Origin of the sequence: Nocardioides insulae DSM 17944, from assembly GCF_000422825.1 — a bacterium.
GTDB classification, from domain to species: domain Bacteria; phylum Actinomycetota; class Actinomycetes; order Propionibacteriales; family Nocardioidaceae; genus Nocardioides; species Nocardioides insulae.
The window spans coordinates 584,452-602,983 of the sequence record NZ_AUGU01000013.1; the positions used below are offsets into that span (position 1 = coordinate 584,452).

At 71.1% G+C, this 18,532-nt stretch carries 17 protein-coding genes; 7 read left to right on the forward strand and 10 right to left on the reverse strand.

What is annotated here, in order from left to right; genetic code table 11:
- Nucleotides 1–62: 62 nt before the first annotated feature.
- Nucleotides 63–647: a PadR family transcriptional regulator gene (locus tag G515_RS0103430; RefSeq protein WP_028659015.1), complete on the reverse strand. Its 585-nt coding sequence runs from the start codon at nt 645–647 to the stop codon at nt 63–65.
- 158 nt (nt 648–805) lie between these two features.
- Between G515_RS0103430 and G515_RS19320 the strand changes: the two genes are divergently transcribed.
- The 3 genes from G515_RS19320 to G515_RS0103445 are packed head-to-tail and all read left to right on the forward strand — an operon-like array spanning nt 806 to nt 4,428.
- A complete protein-coding gene (locus tag G515_RS19320) occupies nt 806–2,005 on the forward strand; it encodes an aromatic ring-hydroxylating dioxygenase subunit alpha (protein WP_084653003.1) in 1,200 nt (399 codons plus the stop codon).
- A 1-nt stretch (nt 2,006) separates the two neighbouring features.
- Nucleotides 2,007–3,041 (forward strand): PDR/VanB family oxidoreductase, encoded by a 1,035-nt coding sequence (locus G515_RS0103440; protein ID WP_028659016.1) that lies wholly within the window; start codon nt 2,007–2,009, stop codon nt 3,039–3,041.
- 31 nt (nt 3,042–3,072) lie between these two features.
- Complete coding sequence (locus G515_RS0103445; RefSeq protein ID WP_028659017.1) at nt 3,073–4,428, forward strand: MFS transporter; 1,356 nt, start codon at nt 3,073–3,075, stop codon at nt 4,426–4,428.
- Between the two features lie 258 nt (nt 4,429–4,686).
- Here the strand turns inward: G515_RS0103445 and G515_RS19325 are convergent, their stop codons facing one another.
- From G515_RS19325 to rplU, 9 genes are all read right to left on the reverse strand, one after another.
- Nucleotides 4,687–5,769: an alpha/beta hydrolase family protein gene (locus G515_RS19325; RefSeq protein WP_245565180.1), complete on the reverse strand. Its 1,083-nt coding sequence runs from the start codon at nt 5,767–5,769 to the stop codon at nt 4,687–4,689.
- 28 nt (nt 5,770–5,797) lie between these two features.
- Nucleotides 5,798–7,897: an NAD-dependent DNA ligase LigA gene (gene ligA, locus G515_RS0103455; RefSeq protein ID WP_028659019.1), complete on the reverse strand. Its 2,100-nt coding sequence runs from the start codon at nt 7,895–7,897 to the stop codon at nt 5,798–5,800.
- A gap of 69 nt (nt 7,898–7,966) precedes the next feature.
- Nucleotides 7,967–8,980 carry a uroporphyrinogen decarboxylase/cobalamine-independent methonine synthase family protein gene (locus G515_RS0103460; RefSeq protein ID WP_028659020.1) on the reverse strand — a complete coding sequence of 338 codons (1,014 nt, stop codon included), beginning with the start codon at nt 8,978–8,980 and terminating at the stop codon, nt 7,967–7,969.
- Complete coding sequence (gene mnmA, locus G515_RS0103465; protein WP_028659021.1) at nt 8,977–10,095, reverse strand: tRNA 2-thiouridine(34) synthase MnmA; 1,119 nt, start codon at nt 10,093–10,095, stop codon at nt 8,977–8,979. The genes G515_RS0103460 and mnmA overlap by 4 nt, the downstream gene beginning before the upstream one ends.
- A 73-nt stretch (nt 10,096–10,168) precedes the next feature.
- Nucleotides 10,169–11,356: a cysteine desulfurase family protein gene (locus G515_RS0103470; RefSeq protein ID WP_028659022.1), complete on the reverse strand. Its 1,188-nt coding sequence runs from the start codon at nt 11,354–11,356 to the stop codon at nt 10,169–10,171.
- A gap of 104 nt (nt 11,357–11,460) precedes the next feature.
- Entirely contained in the window at nt 11,461–12,585 is a 1,125-nt protein-coding gene (gene proB, locus G515_RS0103475) for a glutamate 5-kinase (protein ID WP_211220925.1), read from the reverse strand.
- A complete protein-coding gene (gene obgE / locus G515_RS19330; protein WP_084653005.1) occupies nt 12,582–14,198 on the reverse strand; it encodes a GTPase ObgE in 1,617 nt (538 codons plus the stop codon). The genes proB and obgE overlap by 4 nt, the downstream gene beginning before the upstream one ends.
- Before the next feature lie 185 nt (nt 14,199–14,383).
- Nucleotides 14,384–14,638, reverse strand: coding sequence for a 50S ribosomal protein L27 (rpmA, locus tag G515_RS0103485; protein ID WP_028659024.1), 255 nt, complete (start codon nt 14,636–14,638; stop codon nt 14,384–14,386).
- 41 nt (nt 14,639–14,679) lie between these two features.
- On the reverse strand, nt 14,680–14,982 hold the full coding sequence (gene rplU / locus G515_RS0103490) for a 50S ribosomal protein L21 (RefSeq protein WP_028659025.1): 303 nt from the start codon (nt 14,980–14,982) through the stop codon (nt 14,680–14,682).
- A 422-nt stretch (nt 14,983–15,404) separates the two neighbouring features.
- On the opposite strand from rplU, the gene ehuB reads away from it, so the two are divergent.
- From ehuB to ehuA, 4 genes are read left to right on the forward strand one after another with little or no spacing between them, the layout of a single operon-like run.
- The gene (gene ehuB, locus G515_RS0103495) at nt 15,405–16,322 is read left to right on the forward strand and encodes an ectoine/hydroxyectoine ABC transporter substrate-binding protein EhuB (RefSeq protein WP_028659026.1); all 918 of its coding nucleotides are present in this window, start codon (nt 15,405–15,407) and stop codon (nt 16,320–16,322) included.
- A gap of 9 nt (nt 16,323–16,331) precedes the next feature.
- Nucleotides 16,332–17,045, forward strand: coding sequence for an amino acid ABC transporter permease (locus tag G515_RS0103500; RefSeq protein ID WP_028659027.1), 714 nt, complete (start codon nt 16,332–16,334; stop codon nt 17,043–17,045).
- Nucleotides 17,045–17,725, forward strand: coding sequence for an amino acid ABC transporter permease (locus G515_RS0103505; protein WP_028659028.1), 681 nt, complete (start codon nt 17,045–17,047; stop codon nt 17,723–17,725). Before G515_RS0103500 ends, G515_RS0103505 begins: the two co-directional genes overlap by 1 nt.
- Entirely contained in the window at nt 17,715–18,527 is an 813-nt protein-coding gene (gene ehuA, locus G515_RS0103510) for an ectoine/hydroxyectoine ABC transporter ATP-binding protein EhuA (RefSeq protein ID WP_281168277.1), read from the forward strand. Before G515_RS0103505 ends, ehuA begins: the two co-directional genes overlap by 11 nt.
- Nucleotides 18,528–18,532 lie beyond the last annotated feature (5 nt).

Consider the following 18,532-nt stretch of genomic DNA (forward strand, 5'->3'; position numbering starts at 1 on the left):
CGGGGACCGTAACGGGGTCACGTGACGGGCATGTAACAAGAGGCAAGTCGGTTCGGGACCGGCTACTGCCCGTCGAGTTCGTCCACGAGGGCGAGGCCGTCGTCGATCCAGGCGAGCTCGGTCTTCGCGTGCGCGATCAGCCCGTTGTAGGCATGGATGCGGTAGCGCGCGGCCAGTTCACCCTGCTCCTCGGGGAGGTGGCTGAGCCGGGCGACCAGCGTCGGATGGCTGCGGTCGAGCAGCATCGCCCGGGTGCCCTCGAGCAGTGCGAGGTGGTCGCGCCAGTACTCCCGCTGCTTGCGGAGCTGCTCCCTGGCGGCCTCCGGCTGCGCCCAGTCCAGGTAGGCCGCCTTGAGGTAGGCGGGGTCGCGCTGTCGCCTGATGTCCAGCGGCTCGTCCATCCAGGCACGGAAGGCGGTCAGGCCGGCCTCGGTGACGTGGTACTCCTTCTTCGTACTCCGCTTCCCCCAGGGCACCTGCTCGGAGGTCAGCAGGCCGTCGCGCTCCATCCGGTTGAGCTCGGGGTAGATCTGCGAGTCCGGCGCGTGCCACACGTGGGCGACCGACCCACTGAAGCCCTTGGAGATGTCGTATCCCGTCATCGGCTGTGCCGTGAGCAGCGCGAGCAGCGCGTAGCGCAGCGACATGCCACCTCCTCGATCCCTGCTGGTCCGTGCTCGATCCGTGCGTGGTCCGTGCCCACCTCGACGCCCCCTGGGGTGGGTAAGTGTGACCTGCTTGCCAATTCACTATATCCATAGGTACCTTGTGGCGCGCGTAACAACTATCTCCATAGGGAGTTGACATGACCCTCACCACTGACGCCACCACCACGGACACCGCGGCCCCCTCCGGACCGGTCCGGCTCCCGGCCGGCGGCACGCTCGCCCGGCCCGTCGACCCGAGCGCGCCGGCCAGCGCCGCCGCCAAGATCTTCAACCACCCCCGCAACGCCTGGTACGTCGCGGCCTGGGACCACGAGGTCACCGGCAAGTCGCCACTGGCCCGGACCATCGCCGGTACGCCGATCGCGCTGTGGCGCAACAGCGAGGGTCGCCCGGTCGCGCTCGCGGACACCTGCTGGCACCGGCTGGCGCCGCTCTCGCAGGGCAAGATCCTGGGCGACGAGATCCAGTGCCCCTACCACGGCCTGCGATACAACGCGACCGGCCGTTGCTCGGGCATGCCGGCCCAGGAGACGATCAACCCCAGCGCGATGGTGCCGTCCTTCCCCGTCGTGGAGCGCTACCGCTACGTCTGGGTCTGGGTGGGCGACCCCGACCTCGCCGACCCCGACACCGTGCCCGACATGCACCAGATGGACTCCCCGGAGTGGGCCGGTGACGGCGAGACCATCCACGCCGACTGCAACTACCAGCTCATCCTGGACAACCTGATGGACCTGACCCACGAGGAGTTCGTGCACTCCTCGAGCATCGGGCAGGAGGAGCTCTCCGAATCCGAGTTCGAGGTGACCCACGACGACACCCGGGTCACGGTCTCCCGCTGGATGCACAACATCGACGCGCCGCCGTTCTGGCTGAAGAACATGCGCGACAAGTTCCCCGGCTTCGAGGGCAAGGTCGACCGCTGGCAGATCATCCACTTCGAGGCGCCGGGCACCATCTGCATCGACGTGGGCGTGGCGAAGGCCGGCACCGGTGCGCCGGAGGGCGACCGCAGCCAGGGCGTCAACGGCTTCGTGATGAACACCATCACCCCCGAGACCGACCGCACCAGCCACTACTTCTGGGCCTTCATGCGCAACTACTGCCTGGACAGCCAGACCATCACCACCCAGCTGCGCAACGGCGTGCACGGGGTGTTCGGCGAGGACGAGGACATGCTCCGCGCCCAGCAGCGCGCGATCGACGCCAACCCCGGTCACGAGTTCTACAGCCTCAACATCGACGCCGGCGGCATGTGGGTACGCAAGATCCTCGACCGGATGCTCCAGGCCGAGGGCCGACCGAGCTCCGCCGCGCCGGCCGGGCAGGGCGCCTGAGATGGCCGCGCTCACCCAGACCCGCTGGCAGCGCGGCCGGGTCGCCGAGGTCGAGGAGGTCGCCGAGGGCGTACGCCGGATCGTGCTCGAGCCCGAGCACCCCGTACCCGCCGCGCCGGGCACGCACGTGGACGTCGACCTGGGCACCGAGCACCGCACCCGCACCCGGTCCTACTCCGTCGTACGCTCCGAGGACGGCGGTGCTCGGCTCACCCTGAGCGTCCAGCTGGCGCGGCAGTCGCGGGGAGGCTCCCGCCACATGCACACGCTCCGGGCCGGGGACGAGATCGCCATGACGGAACCGGTGCAGAGCTTCCCGCTCAGCGTCGGTGCCAGCCGCTACGTGCTCGTCGCGGGCGGCATCGGCGTCACCGCGCTGGTGGCGATGGCCTCGGCGCTGCGCCGGCGCGGAGCGGACTACCAGGTCGTCCTGGTCGGTCGCAGCCGTCGGGTGATGGCCTACGCCGAGGATCTGGTGGCCGAGCACGGCGACCGGGTCCGGCTGCACGTCGACGACGAGGGCACCCCCCTCGACGTGGCGGCCCTGGTCGCCGAGGTGGCCGAGCACGCCGGTGCCCGGCACACCGAGCTGTACATGTGCGGACCGATCGGCCTGATGGACGCGATCCGTGGGGCCTGGACCGGGCACCTGCTCCCGGAGCCCAACCTGCGCTTCGAGACCTTCGGCTCCAGCGGCACCTTCGCCGCGGAGGAGTTCGTCGTCCGCATCCCGCAGTTCGGCCGTGAGATCGCCGTGGGTCCCGAGACGACCATGCTCGACGCCCTCGAGGACGCCGGTCTGGACGTGATGTCGGACTGCCGCAAGGGCGAGTGCGGCCTGTGCCTGGTCAAGGTGCTCGATGTGGACGGCCAGGTCGACCATCGCGACGTCTTCCTCAGCCGCGACCAGAAGGAACGCTCGGCCCACCTGTGCCTGTGTGTCTCCCGCGCGGTCGCCGGCGCCGACGCCAATGCCAAGGCGCGCACGAGGTCCAACGGGAACGCCCCGGCCGCGGTCACCGTCCTCCTCCCCTGAACCCCCGAGTCCCCCTCGACGAGGTCCCACCATGAACCTGCAACAGCGCATCTCGGACGCGCCCATGACCGGCTACCAGTGGATGGTGGTCGCGCTCTGCGTCCTGCTCAACTGTCTCGACGGATTCGACGTGATGGCGATCGCGTTCACCTCCCACTCGGTCACCGAGGAGTTCGGCCTCAGTGGCTCCGAACTGGGCTGGCTGATCTCCACCGGGCTGATCGGCATGGCCATCGGCTCGATGGTGATCGCGCCGTACGCCGACGTGATCGGTCGCCGCCCGCTCGTGCTGATCAGCCTCACCCTCGCCGCCGTGGGCATGCTCATCGGTGCAGCCGCGCCGTCCGCGCTGGTGCTCGGCGCCTCGCGCGCGATCACCGGCCTGGGCGTGGGCGGCATCCTGGCCAGTACCAATGTCATCGCCAGCGAGTACTCCTCCACCAGGTCACGCGGTCTGGCGATCGGCCTCTACACGGCCGGCTACGGCATCGGGGCCACCTTCGGCGGGATCGCCGCGCGGGCGATGCTGGACGACATCGGCTGGCGTGGCGTCTTCCTCGCCGGCGGTATCGGCACGGTCGTGGCGCTGCTCCTGCTGTTCGCCCTGCTCCCCGAGTCGCTGGCCTTCCTGCAGCAGCGCCGGCCGCGCCGGGCCCTCCAGCGGATCAACACCACCCTGACCAGGCTCGGACAGCCCGTGATCACCGCCGCTGACCTGGACGCCTACGCCGCGTCCACCTCCGGTGCCTCCGTCGAACGGGTCAGCCCGCTGACGCTCGTGACCGGTGCCCTGCGCCGCCGTACCGTGCTGCTCTGGGTCTCCTTCGTGGCGATCATGTTCGGCTTCTACTTCGTCAACAGCTGGACGCCGCAACTGCTGATCACCTCCGGCATGTCGGAGGCCGACTCGGTCACCGCCGGCATGATGCTGGCTCTGGGCGGCACCGTGGGCTCGGTGCTCTACGGCGTCGCGACCACCCGCACCTCGCCGCAGAACGTCCTGATCGGCTTCGCGATCCTCTCCGGGCTGGCGATGGTCCTGTTCATCACCACCACCTCCCACCTCACCGTCGCGCTGGCCATCGGCGTGCTCGTCGGTGCCCTGATCAACGGCTGCGTGGGCGGTCTCTACACCGTCGGCCCCACGCTGTACAACGCCCGCACCCGCAGCACCGGCATGGGCTGGGCGCTGGGCATGGGCCGGATCGGGGCGATCATGTCCCCCGTCCTGGCCGGCTGGCTGCTGGACAACGGCTGGAGCGCCGTCCAGCTCTACGTCGCCGCAGCGATCGTGGTCGCGGCCTCGGCGTTCGCGGTCGCCGGCCTCCGTGGCGTCAGCGCCACCGAGGACGAGGACGTGCCGGCCGAGGCGGTCGCGACCTCCTGATCGCACTCCCGCACACCATGAGCCGGCGTACTCGTACGCCGGCTCATGGTGTCTCCGGGCGGGCGCAGGCGTACGTCAGGCCTGTGGTCGGTCTGAGGTCGGGTCTCCTGGTCTGAGGCCTGGTCTGAGGCCTGGTCTGAGGCCGGGTCTGAGGCCGGGTCTGAGGCCGGGTCTGAGGCCGGGTCTGAGGCCGGGTCTGAGGCCGGGTCTGAGGCCGGTTGGAGCGGACCGGAGGGGTGGGAGCGGACCGGAGATCGGTCAGGCGAAGTGCTGCCGCAAGAACCGGTCGGTGCGCTCCATCGAGTCGAGGAACTGGGGGCCGAAGGCGTGTTCCTCGCCCTCGTAGACCGCCAGGGTCACCTCGACGCCGTCGGTCCGCATGGCCCGGGCGGTGGCGCGGCTCCACCCGATCGGGCAGGTGTCGTCGGAGGTGCCGTGATGGATCAGGACCGGCTCGGTGACCCGGCCGAAGTAGCTGCGCGGACTGGTGGCCGCCCAGAAGGCGGCGTTGCGCGGACGGGCCGGGTCGCCGTACGCGGCGATGATCCGCTCGCTCCCCGGGTCACCCCGGGTCCAGCGGTCGAAGTTGTCCACGGTGTCCGAGCTGACCGGCGCGAACACCACGCCCGCGTCGACGAGTCCCGGCCGGACGGTCAACGCGTTGTAGACCACGCCGCCGCCCATCGATCGGCCGACCAGCGCTACCCGCCCGTCGTCGACCGGGCCGTCCCACTGCCGCAGCGCCTGCACCGCGTTGATGACGTCCTCGGTGTAGCCGAGCCGGAGCCGCTGGTCGGCGCGCTCGTCGACGTCGGACTCCGCGTGGTTGCGGTAGTCGACGTGCAGCGCGACATAGCCCCGGTCGGCGAACCACGCCCGTTCCCGGGTCATGCCCTGGCCGTTGACGTAGTAGGCCGGGTCGATGTAACCGTGGGCGAGCACGACCGTCGGGAACGGGCCAGGCCCGGTCGGCACCGCCATCCGGCCCGAGATCCGCAGGTCCCCGCTGCGATAGGTGACGTGGTACTGCGTCTGGGTCGAGGTGCTGAGCACCTCCTCGCCCAGGCGCAGACCGCCGCCGTCGTACTCCCGCCGCATCAGGGCCGGCAGGGAGACCGGGTGCGGTGCGGGGCCGGAGGAGGACGCGGACGGCGACGCGGGCCCGGAGGGTGCGCCGGCCGGGGCTGAGGGCTCCGAGGTCGGGGCCGTCGAGGTGCCTGGTGTCGTCGCGGACCGGGCATCCACGGGGTCGGGTGACTCCTCACCGGTGCACGCGGCCGCCGGCAGGAGCAGTGCCGCGCAGGCGAGGGCCACTCCCGCTCGTGGCGCCCGGCGTCCCATCACCCCAGTATGCGGCCGGGGGCCCGGCTCAGAGTGCGTCGGGACCGCCCTCCAACAGGGCCTTGAACCCGGCCTCGTCGAGGATCGGGACACCGAGCTGCTCGGCCTTGTCGGCCTTGGAGCCCGCGCTGTCGCCCACCACGACGTAGGAGGTCTTCTTCGAGACCGAGCCGGCCGCCTTGCCGCCGCGGACCAGGATCGCCTCCTTCGCCGAATCCCGGCTGAAGTCGACCAGCGAGCCGGTCACGACCACGGTGAGCCCCTCGAGGGTGCGCGCCGTCCCCTCGTCACGCTCATCCGCGGTGGTGACCCCCGCTGCGGCCCACTTGGCCACGATGCCGCGGTGCCAGTCGACCTCGAACCACTCGATCACCGCATCGGCGATGGTGGGGCCGACGCCGTCCGCGGCGGCGAGCTCGGCACGCGAGGCCGCCCGGATGGCCTCGACGGACCCGAACTCGGCTGCCAGTGCCCGGGCCGCAGTGGGACCGACATGACGGATCGAGAGTCCGACCAGCACTCGCCACAGCGGGACCGACCTGCGCTCAGCGAGGTTGTCGAGCAGCTTGCGGGCGTTGGCGGTGAGCACGCGGTCGCCTGCACCGGCCTCCCGCTCGGCCTTCTTCGCCGCCCGGGTGAACAGCGGTGTCGCCAACAACTTGGCCTCGTCGAGGTCGAAGACGTCGCCCTCGTCGACCAGCGCGCCCGAGGCGAGCAGCGCGTCGGCGGCCTCCTCGCCCAGGCCCTCGATGTCGAAGGCGCCGCGACCGGCCACGTGGAAGACCCGCTCGCGCACCTGCGCCGGGCACGACCGGTGGTTGGGACAGCGCAGATCCTTGTCGCCCTCCTTCTGCTGGGCCAGGGTGGTGCCGCACTCGGGGCACTCGGTGGGCATCACCCACGCCGCCAACCCCTCGGGACGCAGCGGGAGCACCGGCCCGACGATCTCCGGGATCACGTCGCCGGCCTTGCGTAGCACCACGGTGTCGCCGGGGCGGACGTCCTTGCGGGTCACCTCGTGGGCGTTGTGCAGGGTGGCTCGCTCCACCGTGGAGCCGGCCACCCGGGTCGGCTCCATCACGGCGTACGGCGTCGCCCGGCCGGTGCGGCCCACCCCCACCTCGATGGCCAGCAGCTTGGCGTTGACCTCCTCGGGTGGGTACTTGAACGCGATCGCCCACCTCGGCGCCCGACTGGTGGACCCCAGCCGGCGCTGGAGGGAGACGTCGTCGACCTTGATCACCACGCCGTCTATCTCGTGCTCGGTGACCTCGTGGCGATGCTCGCCGTAGTACTCGATGAACTCCCTGACCTCCTCCAGACCGGAGAGCACCCGCACCCGCTCACTGGTCGGGAGACCCCAGGCGTGCAGCGCCCGGTAGGCCTCCGACTGGGCGGTCGGCTCGAACCCCTCCCGGGCCCCGATGCCGTGACAGACCATGCCGAGCGCACGGGTGGCCGTCACCCGTGGGTCCTTCTGCCGCAGCGAGCCGGCCGCGGAGTTGCGCGGGTTGGCGAACATCGGCTTGCCGGCCGCGGTGAGCGACTCGTTGAGCCGGTCGAAGGCGGCCACCGAGAGGAAGACCTCGCCACGCACCTCGACGAGGGCCGGCACCGGGAACTCCTCGGTGCCGGTCAACTGGTGCGGCACCGAGGAGATGGTCTTGATGTTGGGCGTGACGTCCTCCCCCGTGGTGCCGTCGCCGCGGGTCAGCGCGCGGACGAGCCGGCCGCGCTCGTAGAGCAGGTTGATCGCGAGGCCGTCGACCTTGAGCTCGCACAGCATGGCCGGGTCGACCACGCCATCGCGGGCCAGACGCTCGCGCCACAGCGCCACCTCCTCGAGGGAGAACGCGTTGTCCAGGCTCTCCATCCGCCGCAGGTGGTCGATCGCGGTGAACTCGGTGGACACCGCCCCACCGACCTTCTGGGTGGGCGAGTCAGGCGTGCGGAGCTCCGGGAACTCCTCCTCCCATGCCTCCAGCTGCCGCATCTTCACGTCGAAGTCGGCGTCGGAGAGGGTCGGGTCGTCGAGCACGTAGTAGCGATACCTCGCCCCCTCGACCTCCTCGGCCAGGGCCTGGTGGTCGGCACGGATCTCGGCGGGGGCGGGTGTCGCTTCGGTCATGTGCTCATCTTGCCCGGTGCCGCCGACAGTGCTGGACGGCAGTGCCTTGCAGGAGGCCGACCCGCATCCTCAGAACGCGGTGGCGGCCTGGCGGGTCAGCGTCATCGCGCGCCCGGCCCAGGCAGCGGAGGCGCCGGCCAGGCCACAGGTCGGGGTGAGGACCAGGCGCTCTCCGTGCTCCTCCGGATCGAGCCCGAGCATGTCCAGCCAGCGCAGGGCTCGTTCGACGGCCGCCTTGTCGGTCGGCACCGCATCGGGGGCAGGATCGAGCGAGGGTACGACGCCCAGTGCGACGGTCTGCCCCGCCTCGATCGCCTCGGCGAACTGGTCGTGGTCGGCGGCGGAGAGGACGCCGAGGTCGGCGGCCAGCCCCACCGCACCGGCGGTGCGGACCAACTCCCAGGGAGTCTGCGGTGCGCAGGAGTGCACCCAGGGTTCGGCGTCCTCGGCGGTGATCGCCTCGAGGACCCAGCCGAGCGTCTCGGTGAGTTCGGGGCGGTCGACGCTGCGGTGCCGTCCGTAGCCCGAGGCGGTCGGCACCCGGCCGGCATGGACGGCGGCCAGGGCGGGCTCGTCGAGTTGCACCACCAGCCGTTCGGCACCCACCCGGCGGCGTACGTCGCGCACGTGGTCGCGCAGTCCCTCGGCAAGGGCCTGGGCCAGTTCGCGGCGGGCGCCGTGGTCGGCGAGGATCTTGTCGCCCCGGGGGCGTTCCACGGTGGCGGCGAGGGTCCAGGGCCCGGCGAGCTGGATCTTGAACCCGCCGGCCGGGTCGAACCGGCCCGAGTCGTGGGTGAGTTCCTCGACGGCGTCGAGATCCTGGGCCAGCAACGAGCGGGCACGGCGGTGGTCGACCCCCGGCGCCCCGGAGGAACCGGTCAGGCGCCAGCCCGCAGGCTGCAGGTCGGCGTCCAGGTCGGCCAGCACCGCCAGGGCGCGCCCGGTCATCGAGGCGGTGGCGCCGCGGGCGGGGAGCTCGGGCAGGTGGGGCATGCCCGGAGACTCACCGAGCTCGCCCAGCACCATCCGGGTCGCCTCGGCGTACTCCTCACCCGGCAGCGACCCGATCCCGGTCGCCCTCACGCGTCGACCAGCCGGTGGGCGCGCGAGATCGTCGCCGACCCGACCACCCGGGTGCCGTCGTAGATGACGGCGGCCTGGCCCGGGGCGATGCCCTCGGCCGGCTCGAGCAGGTCGATCCCGACGGCGGGTCCGTCCCCGGATTCGTCCACCCGGACGACGGCGCCGTGCTCGCGCCCGTGGGCGCGCAGCTGCACCGAGACCCCGGGTCCGTCGAGCAGGGTCGGGACGGTGCCGCACCAGCGCGGCTTGATGCCCTCGAGCCGGTCGACCGAGAGCCGCTCGCGCGGGCCGACGGTGACGGTGCCCGAGACGGGTTCGATGTCGAGCACGAAGCGGGGCTTGCCGTCCGGGGCCGGGCGGCCGAGCCGGAGCCCCCGGCGCTGGCCGATGGTGTAGGCGTAGGTGCCCTCGTGCTCGCCGACCTGCGCGCCGGTCTCGTCGAGGATCGGCCCGCCCTGATTGGGCGCGCGGTCGCCGAGCTTCTCGCGCAGCCAGCCGGCGTTGTCACCGTCGGCGACGAAGCAGATGTCGTGCGAGTCGGGCTTGTCGGCGACCAGCAGCCCCCGGCGCGCGGCCTCCTCGCGGACCTGCGGCTTGGGGGTGTCACCCAGGGGGAAGAGGGAGTGCCGCAACTGCTGCTGGTCGAGCACGCCGAGCACGTAGGACTGGTCCTTGGCGTCGTCGGTGGCGCGATGCATCTCCACCAGGCCGTCGGAGCCGGTGCGGAGCTGGGCGTAGTGCCCGGTCGCCACGGCGTCGAAGCCGAGTGCCAGCGCCCTGTCCAGGACCGCGGCGAACTTGATCTTCTCGTTGCACCGCAGGCATGGATTGGGCGTGCGGCCGGCGGCGTACTCGTCCATGAAGTCCTCCACGACGTCCTCGTGGAAGCGGTCGGAGAGGTCCCACACGTAGAACGGGATCCCGATGATGTCGGCGGCCCGGCGGGCGTCGTTGGCATCCTCGATGGTGCAGCAGCCCCGAGCGCCCGAGCGGTACGACGCGGGGTTGCGCGAGAGCGCCAGGTGGATACCGGTCACCTCGTGACCGGCCTCGTGCGCCCTGGCTGCGGCGACGGCGGAGTCGACCCCGCCCGACATGGCGGCGATGACCCTCATTCGGGACCCCCGCCCGGTCGGCCGGCGGTGCGCAGCGGAGATGAAGGACGCCCGGTGGTCATGCACGGGGTGGTCATGCGTGGGCCGTCCTGGCGCGCTCGACACTCGGCCCGATGGCGGCCACGAGCGCGTCGACGTCGGCCTCGGTCGAGGTGTGCCCCAGGGAGAACCGCAGCGAGCTCCGCGCGGTCCGGTCATCGCGCCCCATCGCCAACAGCACATGGCTGGGCTGGGGCACGCCGGCCGAGCAGGCCGACCCGGTGGAGCACTCGATGCCGCGGGCGTCGAGCAGCATCAGGAGCGAGTCGCCCTCGCAGTCGGGGAAGCTGAAGTGCGCGATCCCGGGCAGCCGGGCTCCGGGCTCGGCCGGGTCGGGGCCGTTCAGGACCGCCTCCGGAGCCGCCGCCAGCACGCCCCGCACCAGCCGGTCCCGCAGCCCCGCCACGCGCACGGCGTAGTCGGCCTGTTGCTTGACCGCGAGCTCGACCGCCGCGGCGAAGCCGGCCACCGCGGGCGGGTCGATGGTGCCGCTGCGCACGTCCCGCTCCTGCCCGCCGCCGTGCAGGAGAGCGGTCATGTCGAGCTGGCGACGAGCCAGCAGTGCTCCGATGCCGTAGGGGCCGCCGAGCTTGTGCCCGGTGAGGGTGAGGGCGTCGACGCCGCTCGTGGCGAAGTCGACGGGGACGGCACCGACGGCCTGGACCGCGTCGGTGTGCACGGGGATGTCGTATCGGCCGGCGAGGGCGACGACCTCGTCGATCGGCTGGAGCGTGCCGACCTCGTTGTTGGCCCACATCACCGAGACCAGGGCCACCGTGTCGGGGTCGCGCTCGATCGCGGCCTCCAGCGTCGCCGGGTCGAGCCGTCCACGAGCGTCGACGGGGAGCAGTTCCACCTCGGCCTGCTCGGCCCCCTCGGCCAGCCAGGCCAGCGGATCGAGCACCGCGTGGTGCTCGATCGCGGTCGACAGGATGCGGGTACGCCGCGGATCGGCGGCACGGCGGGACCAGAAGACCCCCTTGAGGGCGAGGTTGTCGCTCTCGGTGCCACCGGAGGCGAAGACGACCTCGCCGGGCCGGCATCCGAGTGCCTGCGCGATCGTCTCCCGGGATTCCTCGACCACGCGCCGCGCGCGCCGCCCCGAGGCGTGCAGCGAACTCGCGTTGCCCACCTCGAGCAGCTGTGCCGTCATGGCCTCCACGGCCGCGGGAACCATCGGGGTGGTCGCGGCATGGTCGAGGTAGACGGTGGGGGTCGACATGGCTCCTCCCAGGGTACGGCGTACCGGTCCGCGGTCACCAACCGTGCCCACCATCTGTGTCGACCCACCGTCGGTCGAGGACGAAGGGGGCGGCCGGGGGTGGGTCAGAGGATGACCAGGTCGTCGCGGTGCACGACCTCGCGTTCGTAGGCCGGCCCGAGTTCTCGCTTGAGGTCGCGGGTGGAGCGGCCGAGCAGCTTGGGGATCTCGGCGGCATCGAAGTTGACCAGTCCCCGGGCGACAGGGCGTCCGGTGGGGTCGACCAGGTCGACGGGGTCGCCGGCGTCGAAGCGACCGGTGACCTCGGTGACGCCGGCGGGGAGCAGCGAGGCCCGGCGGTCGACCACGGCCGCGACCGCACCCTCGTCGAGCACCAGATGCCCCTGGGGTTCGGTCGCGTGCCGGAGCCAGAGCAGTCGCGCCGGGCGGCGGCGACCGGTCGGCTGGAACAGGGTCCCGGTGGAGGCCCCGGAGAGGGCGGAGGCGGCGTGCGCGGCGGCGGTGAGCACGACCGGGATCCCGGCACCGGTGGCCATCCTCGCGGCGTCGAGCTTGGTGACCATGCCTCCGGTGCCGACACCGGCCGACCCGGCGGAGCCGACCTGGATCCCCTCGATCTCCGCCCAGGAGCCGACCTCGGCGATGCGATTGCTGCCGGGGTCCGAGGGCGGTGCGTCGTAGAGACCGTCGACGTCGGAGAGCAGCACCAACAGGTCGGCCTTGACCAGGTGGGCGACCAGCGCCGCCAGCCGGTCGTTGTCACCGAAGCGGATCTCGCCGGTGGCCACCGTGTCGTTCTCGTTGACCACGGGGAGCACGCCGAGCTCGAGCAGGGTGGTGAGGGTCTGGTAGGCGTTGCGGTAGTGCGCTCGCCGCACCACGTCGTCCACGGTGAGCAGCACCTGACCGGCGGTGAGACCGTGCCGCGCCAACTCCTCGGTGTAGCGGTGCACCAGAAGGCCCTGGCCCACCGAGGCCGCGGCCTGTTGGGCGGCCAGGCCGCGGGGACGGCTGCGCATCCCGAGCGGAGCGAGCCCGGCGGCGATGGCTCCGGATGAGACCAGCACGACCTCGACCCCACGCGCGCGGGTGGCGGCGAGCGCCTCGACGAGGGTGGTCACCCGGTGCGGGTCGATCCCGCCGGCCGCCGTGGTCAGGGAGGAAGAGCCCACCTTGACCACGATCCGGCGGGCGCGGGTCACCGCGGAGCGGGCGGTCTGCCGGGTCACGCGCGGTCGTCGGTGTCGGTCTCCCCCGCAGGCTGGTCCCCGTCGGGGTCGCCTTCGGGGCGGTCCGCGTCGGGGTCGTACTCCATCCAGTCCGGGTCGTCCTCACCGCCGATCTCGTAGGAGACCGGCCCGTCACCCTCGTCGATCCGGCGGGCGACGTCGGCGCGGGCCTCCCCTTCGCCGCGCTCGGGCATGGCCTCGTCGATCGCGCGCCGACGCCGGGCGGCGGGACGGGACTCGTCGAAGCGCTGGTCCTCGCCGCGGCGACCGAGCATCTCCGCACCCGCCTCGACCAGCGGACGGAAGTCGAAGACCACGGCGTTCTCGGTGGGGCCGATGATGACGGTCTCGCCCTCGACGGCGCCGAGTTCGAGGAGCCGGTCCTCGACACCGAGCCGGTTGAGCCGGTCGGCGAGGTAGCCGACCGCCTCGTCGTTGGTGAAGTCGGTCTGCCGGACCCACCGTTCCGGCTTCTCGCCGCGGACGACGAACGCGCGGGCGATGCCGTCGGCGGGGTCCTTGATCTCCTTGACGGTGAAGTCGGTGCCGGCGTCGATGCCCTCGGGGCGCAGCACGATGCGCTGCGGCGGCACGCTGGGGGTCTCCGCCCGCGACCCGGCCACGATCTCAGCCATCGCGAAGATCAGATCGCGGGTGCCCTCGCCGGACGCGGCCGAGATCGGGAACACCCGGTATCCGCGGGCCTCGATGTCCGCGACGGTCATGTCGGCGATGTCGCGGCCGTCGGGGACGTCGATCTTGTTGAGCGCGACCAGGCGCGGCCGGTCCTCCAGGCCGCCGTACCGGGCCAACTCCCCCTCGATGACCTCCAGGTCGTCGAGCGGGTTGCGCCCCGGCTCGATCGAGGCGGCGTCCACCACGTGCACCAGGGCGGCGCAGCGCTCGATGTGGCGCAGGAACTCGTGCCCCAGGCCGCGGCCCTCCGCGGCGCCCTCGATGAGGCCGGGCACGTCGGCCACGGTGAAGGTGGTCTCCCCGGCCCGGACGACGCCGAGGTTCGGCACCAGCGTCGTGAACGGGTAGTCGGCGATCTTGGGGCGGGCACGGGAGATCGAGGCGATCAGGCTGGACTTGCCCGCGCTCGGGTAGCCGACCAGGCCGATGTCGGCCACGACCTTGAGCTCGAGGCCGATCTGGCGCTCCTCGCCCGGCTCGCCGAGGAGGGCGAAACCGGGGGCCTTGCGCTTGGAACTGGCCAGCGCGGCGTTGCCGAGACCCCCGCGACCGCCGGCCGCGACGACCAGTTCGGTGCCCGCGCCGACCAGGTCGGCGAGCACGTTGCCCTTCAGGTCGGTGACCACGGTGCCCTCGGGGACCGGCAGCACCAGGTCCTCGCCGTGGGCGCCGTTGCGGTGCGCGCCGGCACCCTGGCCGCCGTTGCTGCCCTTGCGGCGGGGGCTGTGGTGGTAGTCGATCAGCGTGGTGACGTCGGGGGTCACCCGCAGGATCACCGAGCCACCGGGGCCGCCGTTGCCGCCGTCGGGGCCGCCGAGCGGCTTGAACTTCTCCCGGTGCACGGAGGCCACGCCGTGACCGCCCCGACCTCCCGCGACGAGCAGCGTCACGCGATCGACGAAGGTGGGGACAGCCATGGGGTCACTCTCCTGTGAGGCCGTGTGGTGCGGTGGATGGGTGCCGATACGCACTCAGGGCGTCCCGATTGCGGGGACGCCCTGGGTGATGGTGCGGCTGCGAGTCGAGGAGGCCGGTGTCTCCTGTGCTTGCGGGCACCGGAGCATCGGCGATCTGCTCGCGCAGTGTAGAAGTCCGGCTCAGGTCACTCGGCCGGGACGATGTTGACGACCCGACGGCCACGCCGGGTGCCGAACTCGACGGCGCCGGGGGCAAGAGCGAACAGGGTGTCGTCGCCGCCACGCCCGACGTTGGAGCCGGGGTGGAAGTGGGTGCCGTGCTGGCGGACGATGATCTCGCCGGCGTTGACCAGCTGGCCACCGAAGCGCTTCACACCGAGGCGCTGGGCGTTGGAGTCGCGACCGTTCTTGGTAGAGGCCGCGCCCTTCTTGTGTGCCATGTCAGTTCCTTCTGAGTCGATTCTGTCCTCGAGCGACCAGCTCAGAGGGAGATGTCGGTGACCTTCACCTGGGTGTACTTCTGACGGTGACCCTGGCGCTTCTTGTACCCGGTCTTGTTCTTGTACTTCTGGATGACGATCTTGGGGCCCTTGGTGCCACCGAGGACCTCGGCGGTCACTGCGGCCTTGTCCAGACCGGTCGAGGTGACCTGCTCGCCGTCGACCACGAGCACGACGGGGAGCGTGACGGAATCACCGACGCCGGTCTCGACCTTGTCGATCTCGATGACGTCGCCGACGGCAACCTTCTGCTGGATGCTGCCAGCCTTCACGATCGCGTACACCGCGGTCTCCTTCATCCTGACTTGCTCACAGTTCACGGGCTGCGGCACACCGCTGCCCTCCGCCGTCAGGATCGGGCCGTCAGGCACTGGTGGAGGTGGGATGCTCGCAGGTGGCGCACACGACGCACGCCGAAGTCCAATAGTACGGATGCTCCGGTGGCACCGCAAAACGGCGCCGCCCCAGCGTACGCCGAGCCACCGGCCACCGCGCGGATAACGAAACGATAACGACCCGGACCGTCGGTATGTCCGTCCCGCGCCACCCTGTTTGCGCAGGTCAGGACGGCGGTCGCGCCCCCTCCGAGGCCGATCCGATCCGCCCGGGAGGTCGTTGAGAACTTCAGCGAACCGTGTCTACGGTCCCTGGGTCCGACCTCGGGGACGGCGATCAGCGCTGCCCGGACGAACAGAAAGGTTCATGCATGCGACTGCCCACCACCCGTGGAGCACGCACCTGCGCGGTCACCCTGGCCCTGAGCGCTCTGACCCTGTCCGCCTGCGGTGGCTCCGACGAGGGGGGTGACAGTGCCGGAGCCTCGCTCGAGAGCCTCAAGGAGGACGGCACCATCACGATCGCGATCGCCGGCGAGAAGCCCTACAGCTACCTGGATGACGGCGAGCCCACCGGCGCGACCGTCGCCCTGCACGAGGAGATCTTCCACAAGCTGGGCATCGACAACGTCGAGGCCGAGGTCGTGGAGTGGGACTCGCTGATCCCCGGGCTCAACGCGGGCCACTACGACGCTGTGAGCGCCGGCATGTCGATCCTCCCCGAGCGGTGTGAGCAGGCCGCCTTCGGCGACCCGGAGATCATGTACACCACGTCCTTCGCCGTACCGGAGGGCAACCCCGAGGACCTGCACGACATGGCGGACATCGCCGACTCCGACGTACGTTTCGCCGCCATCAACGGCGCCATCGAGCAGGGCTACGCCGACGATCTCGGCATCGACGTCACCACGGTCAACTCGGCCGAGGACGGCTATGCCGCCGTGCAGGACGGCCGGGCCGACGTGTTCGCCCTGACCGGCATCTCGGTGCGCACCTGGGTGGAGGAGAACCCCGACGCGGGCCTGGAGGCGACCGAGCCCTTCGAGGCCGTCGTCGACGACACCGTCCAGGTCGGAGCGGGTGCCACCGTCTTCCGGGAGGAGGACTCCGAGCTGCGCGAGGCCTACAACAAGGAGCTGGCCAAGATCGTCGGGGACAAGGCGGAGTACAAGCGGGTGCTCGGCCCCTTCGGATTCTCCGAGGCGGAGCGTCCCACCGACGCGGTCTCGACCGACATGCTGTGCGAGGGCGACCTGCCCTCGGTCGACGACTACGAGCCGACGAGCTGATCCGACGTCTTGTCCGACATCCTCCAGGCACTCTCGGACTACCGTCCCTACCTCTGGGAGGGTCTGCAGGTCACCCTGCAACTCTCCCTGGGTGGGGTGGCGGTCGCCATTGTCGTCTCCGTCGTCCTGGGGCTGGCCGCGATCAGTCCGCTTCCCGTGCTCCCGGTGGTCTCCCGGGTGATCGTGGAGTTCTTCCGGGGCACCTCGCTGGTGGTCCAGCTGTTCTTCCTCTACTACGTCCTCCCGCCGCTCGGGCTCGATCTCGGCCCGGTGGGGGCCGGCATCGTCGGCCTGGGCCTCAACTACGGGGCCTACGGCTCGGAGGTGGTCCGCGGCTCGCTGAACGCGGTGCCCAAGGGCCAGTGGGAGACCACCCTCGCCCTGTCCATGTCGTGGCCGCTCAAGGTACGCCGCGTCGTCTGGCCACAGGCCTGGGCCCTGATGCTGCCGGGCCTGAACAACCTGACGGTGATGCTGGTCAAGGGCACCGCCGTCGCCCTGCTGCTCGGCCTGCACGACCTGACCTACTGGGCCGACGAGATGCGGAAGGATCCCGACGTGGGCCTGTGGACGGCGTACGGAATCGTCTTCCTGCTCTACTACCTGATCGCCCTCGCCTGCTCCAGCGGGCTACGCCTGCTGGAGCGCCGGGCCCAGCGCCGGCTCGGCCTGCGCGCTGACGTGGCGGTCACGGATCGGGCGACGGCCGAGGCGGTGGCCTGATGGAATTCGATCCGAATGCCGCCTTCGAGGCGGTCGGTCCGCTGCTCGCGGCCTTCCTCCAGGTCACCCTGCTGGTCACCGTGCTCGGCTCGATCATCGCCGCCGCGCTGGGTCTGGTCTGGGCGATCGGCCGCCGCGAACTCCCCCGGATCCCCGGTGCGATCCTCGCCTGGATCCTCGACGTCGTCCGGATGACGCCGCTGCCGCTGCAACTGCTCTTCGGGATGGCCGTGGTCACCGAACTGGACGGCTTCCGCCGGTTCGGTGACATCGAGCCCACCACCTTGCTGACCTACCTGGGCATCGTGGTGTTCGGCATCCACTACTCCACCTACATGGCGGAGTCCTACCGGGCCGGCATCGAGTCGATCCGGCAGGGCCAGTGGGAGGCCGCCACCGCGCTCTCCCTCCCCCGCCGCCGGACCTGGCGGGCGGTGATCATCCCGCAGGCGCTCCGGGCCACGCTGCCCTCCCTGGGCAACTGGGCGATCGCGATGTTCAAGGACACCCCGTTCCTGATCGTGATCACGGTGCCCGAGATGGTCTCCGAGGCCGAACGGATCGGCGGAGCGTCGTTCAAGTACACCGAGACCTTCGCCGTCGCCGGACTGATCTTCCTCGCGGCCAGCTATCCCACGGCCGTCCTGATGCGAAAGTTGGAGAAGAAGCTTGCCTACTGAAACCGCACCCGACCCCACCGGCGCCGGGAGTTCCGAGACCGGGCCGCGGATCGTGATGGAGAACGTGCGCAAACAGTTCGGGAAGAACGTCGTGCTCGACGACCTGAACTTCTCGGTCGACCGCGGTGAGCGCGTGACCCTCATCGGTCCGAGCGGATCCGGGAAGACCACCATCCTGCGTCTGCTGATGACCCTGGAGGAGCTCACCGGTGGGTACATCTACGTCGACGGCGAGCCCCTCACCCACGCCAAGCGGGGTGAGCGCCGGGTGAAGCTGCGCTCCGGGGAGGTGAGCAGGATCCGGCGCCGGATCGGGATGGTCTTCCAGCAGTTCAACCTGTTCCCGAACATGTCGGTGCTGGAGAACATCACCGAGGCGCCCATCCACGTCCTCGGCCGGTCCAAGGACCAGGCCCGGGCCGACGCACTGGACCTGCTGGACCAGGTCGGCCTGAAGGACAGGGCCCAGGCCCATCCGACCCAGCTCTCCGGCGGCCAGCAGCAGCGGGTCGCGATCGCGCGTGCCCTCGCGATGGAGCCGGAGATCCTCCTGCTCGACGAGGTCACCTCCGCGCTCGACCCCGAACTGGTCGGCGATGTGCTCCAGGTTCTTCGGGACGTCGCCCGCAACACCGACATCACCATGCTGATCGTCACCCACGAGATGCAGTTCGCCCAGGATGTCTCGCACCGCGTGCTGATGTTCGACCAGGGCCACATCATCGAGGAGGCCTCGCCGCAGGTGATGTTCACCGCGCCCCAGCACGAGCGCACCCAGCAGTTCCTCCAGGCGGTCCTGTGAGGCCC

Coding starts and splice junctions, on each gene's coding strand:
- G515_RS0103430 (WP_028659015.1), bottom strand. CDS start 647: ATGTCGCTGCGCTACGCGCTGCTCGCGCTGCTCACGGCACAGCCGATG.
- ehuB (WP_028659026.1), top strand. CDS start 15,405: ATGCGACTGCCCACCACCCGTGGAGCACGCACCTGCGCGGTCACCCTG.
- G515_RS0103440 (WP_028659016.1), top strand. CDS start 2,007: ATGGCCGCGCTCACCCAGACCCGCTGGCAGCGCGGCCGGGTCGCCGAG.
- G515_RS0103445 (WP_028659017.1), top strand. CDS start 3,073: ATGAACCTGCAACAGCGCATCTCGGACGCGCCCATGACCGGCTACCAG.
- G515_RS19320 (WP_084653003.1), top strand. CDS start 806: ATGACCCTCACCACTGACGCCACCACCACGGACACCGCGGCCCCCTCC.
- G515_RS19325 (WP_245565180.1), bottom strand. CDS start 5,769: ATGGGACGCCGGGCGCCACGAGCGGGAGTGGCCCTCGCCTGCGCGGCA.
- G515_RS0103470 (WP_028659022.1), bottom strand. CDS start 11,356: ATGTCGACCCCCACCGTCTACCTCGACCATGCCGCGACCACCCCGATG.
- ligA (WP_028659019.1), bottom strand. CDS start 7,897: ATGACCGAAGCGACACCCGCCCCCGCCGAGATCCGTGCCGACCACCAG.
- mnmA (WP_028659021.1), bottom strand. CDS start 10,095: ATGAGGGTCATCGCCGCCATGTCGGGCGGGGTCGACTCCGCCGTCGCC.
- obgE (WP_084653005.1), bottom strand. CDS start 14,198: ATGGCTGTCCCCACCTTCGTCGATCGCGTGACGCTGCTCGTCGCGGGA.
- rpmA (WP_028659024.1), bottom strand. CDS start 14,638: ATGGCACACAAGAAGGGCGCGGCCTCTACCAAGAACGGTCGCGACTCC.
- G515_RS0103505 (WP_028659028.1), top strand. CDS start 17,045: ATGGAATTCGATCCGAATGCCGCCTTCGAGGCGGTCGGTCCGCTGCTC.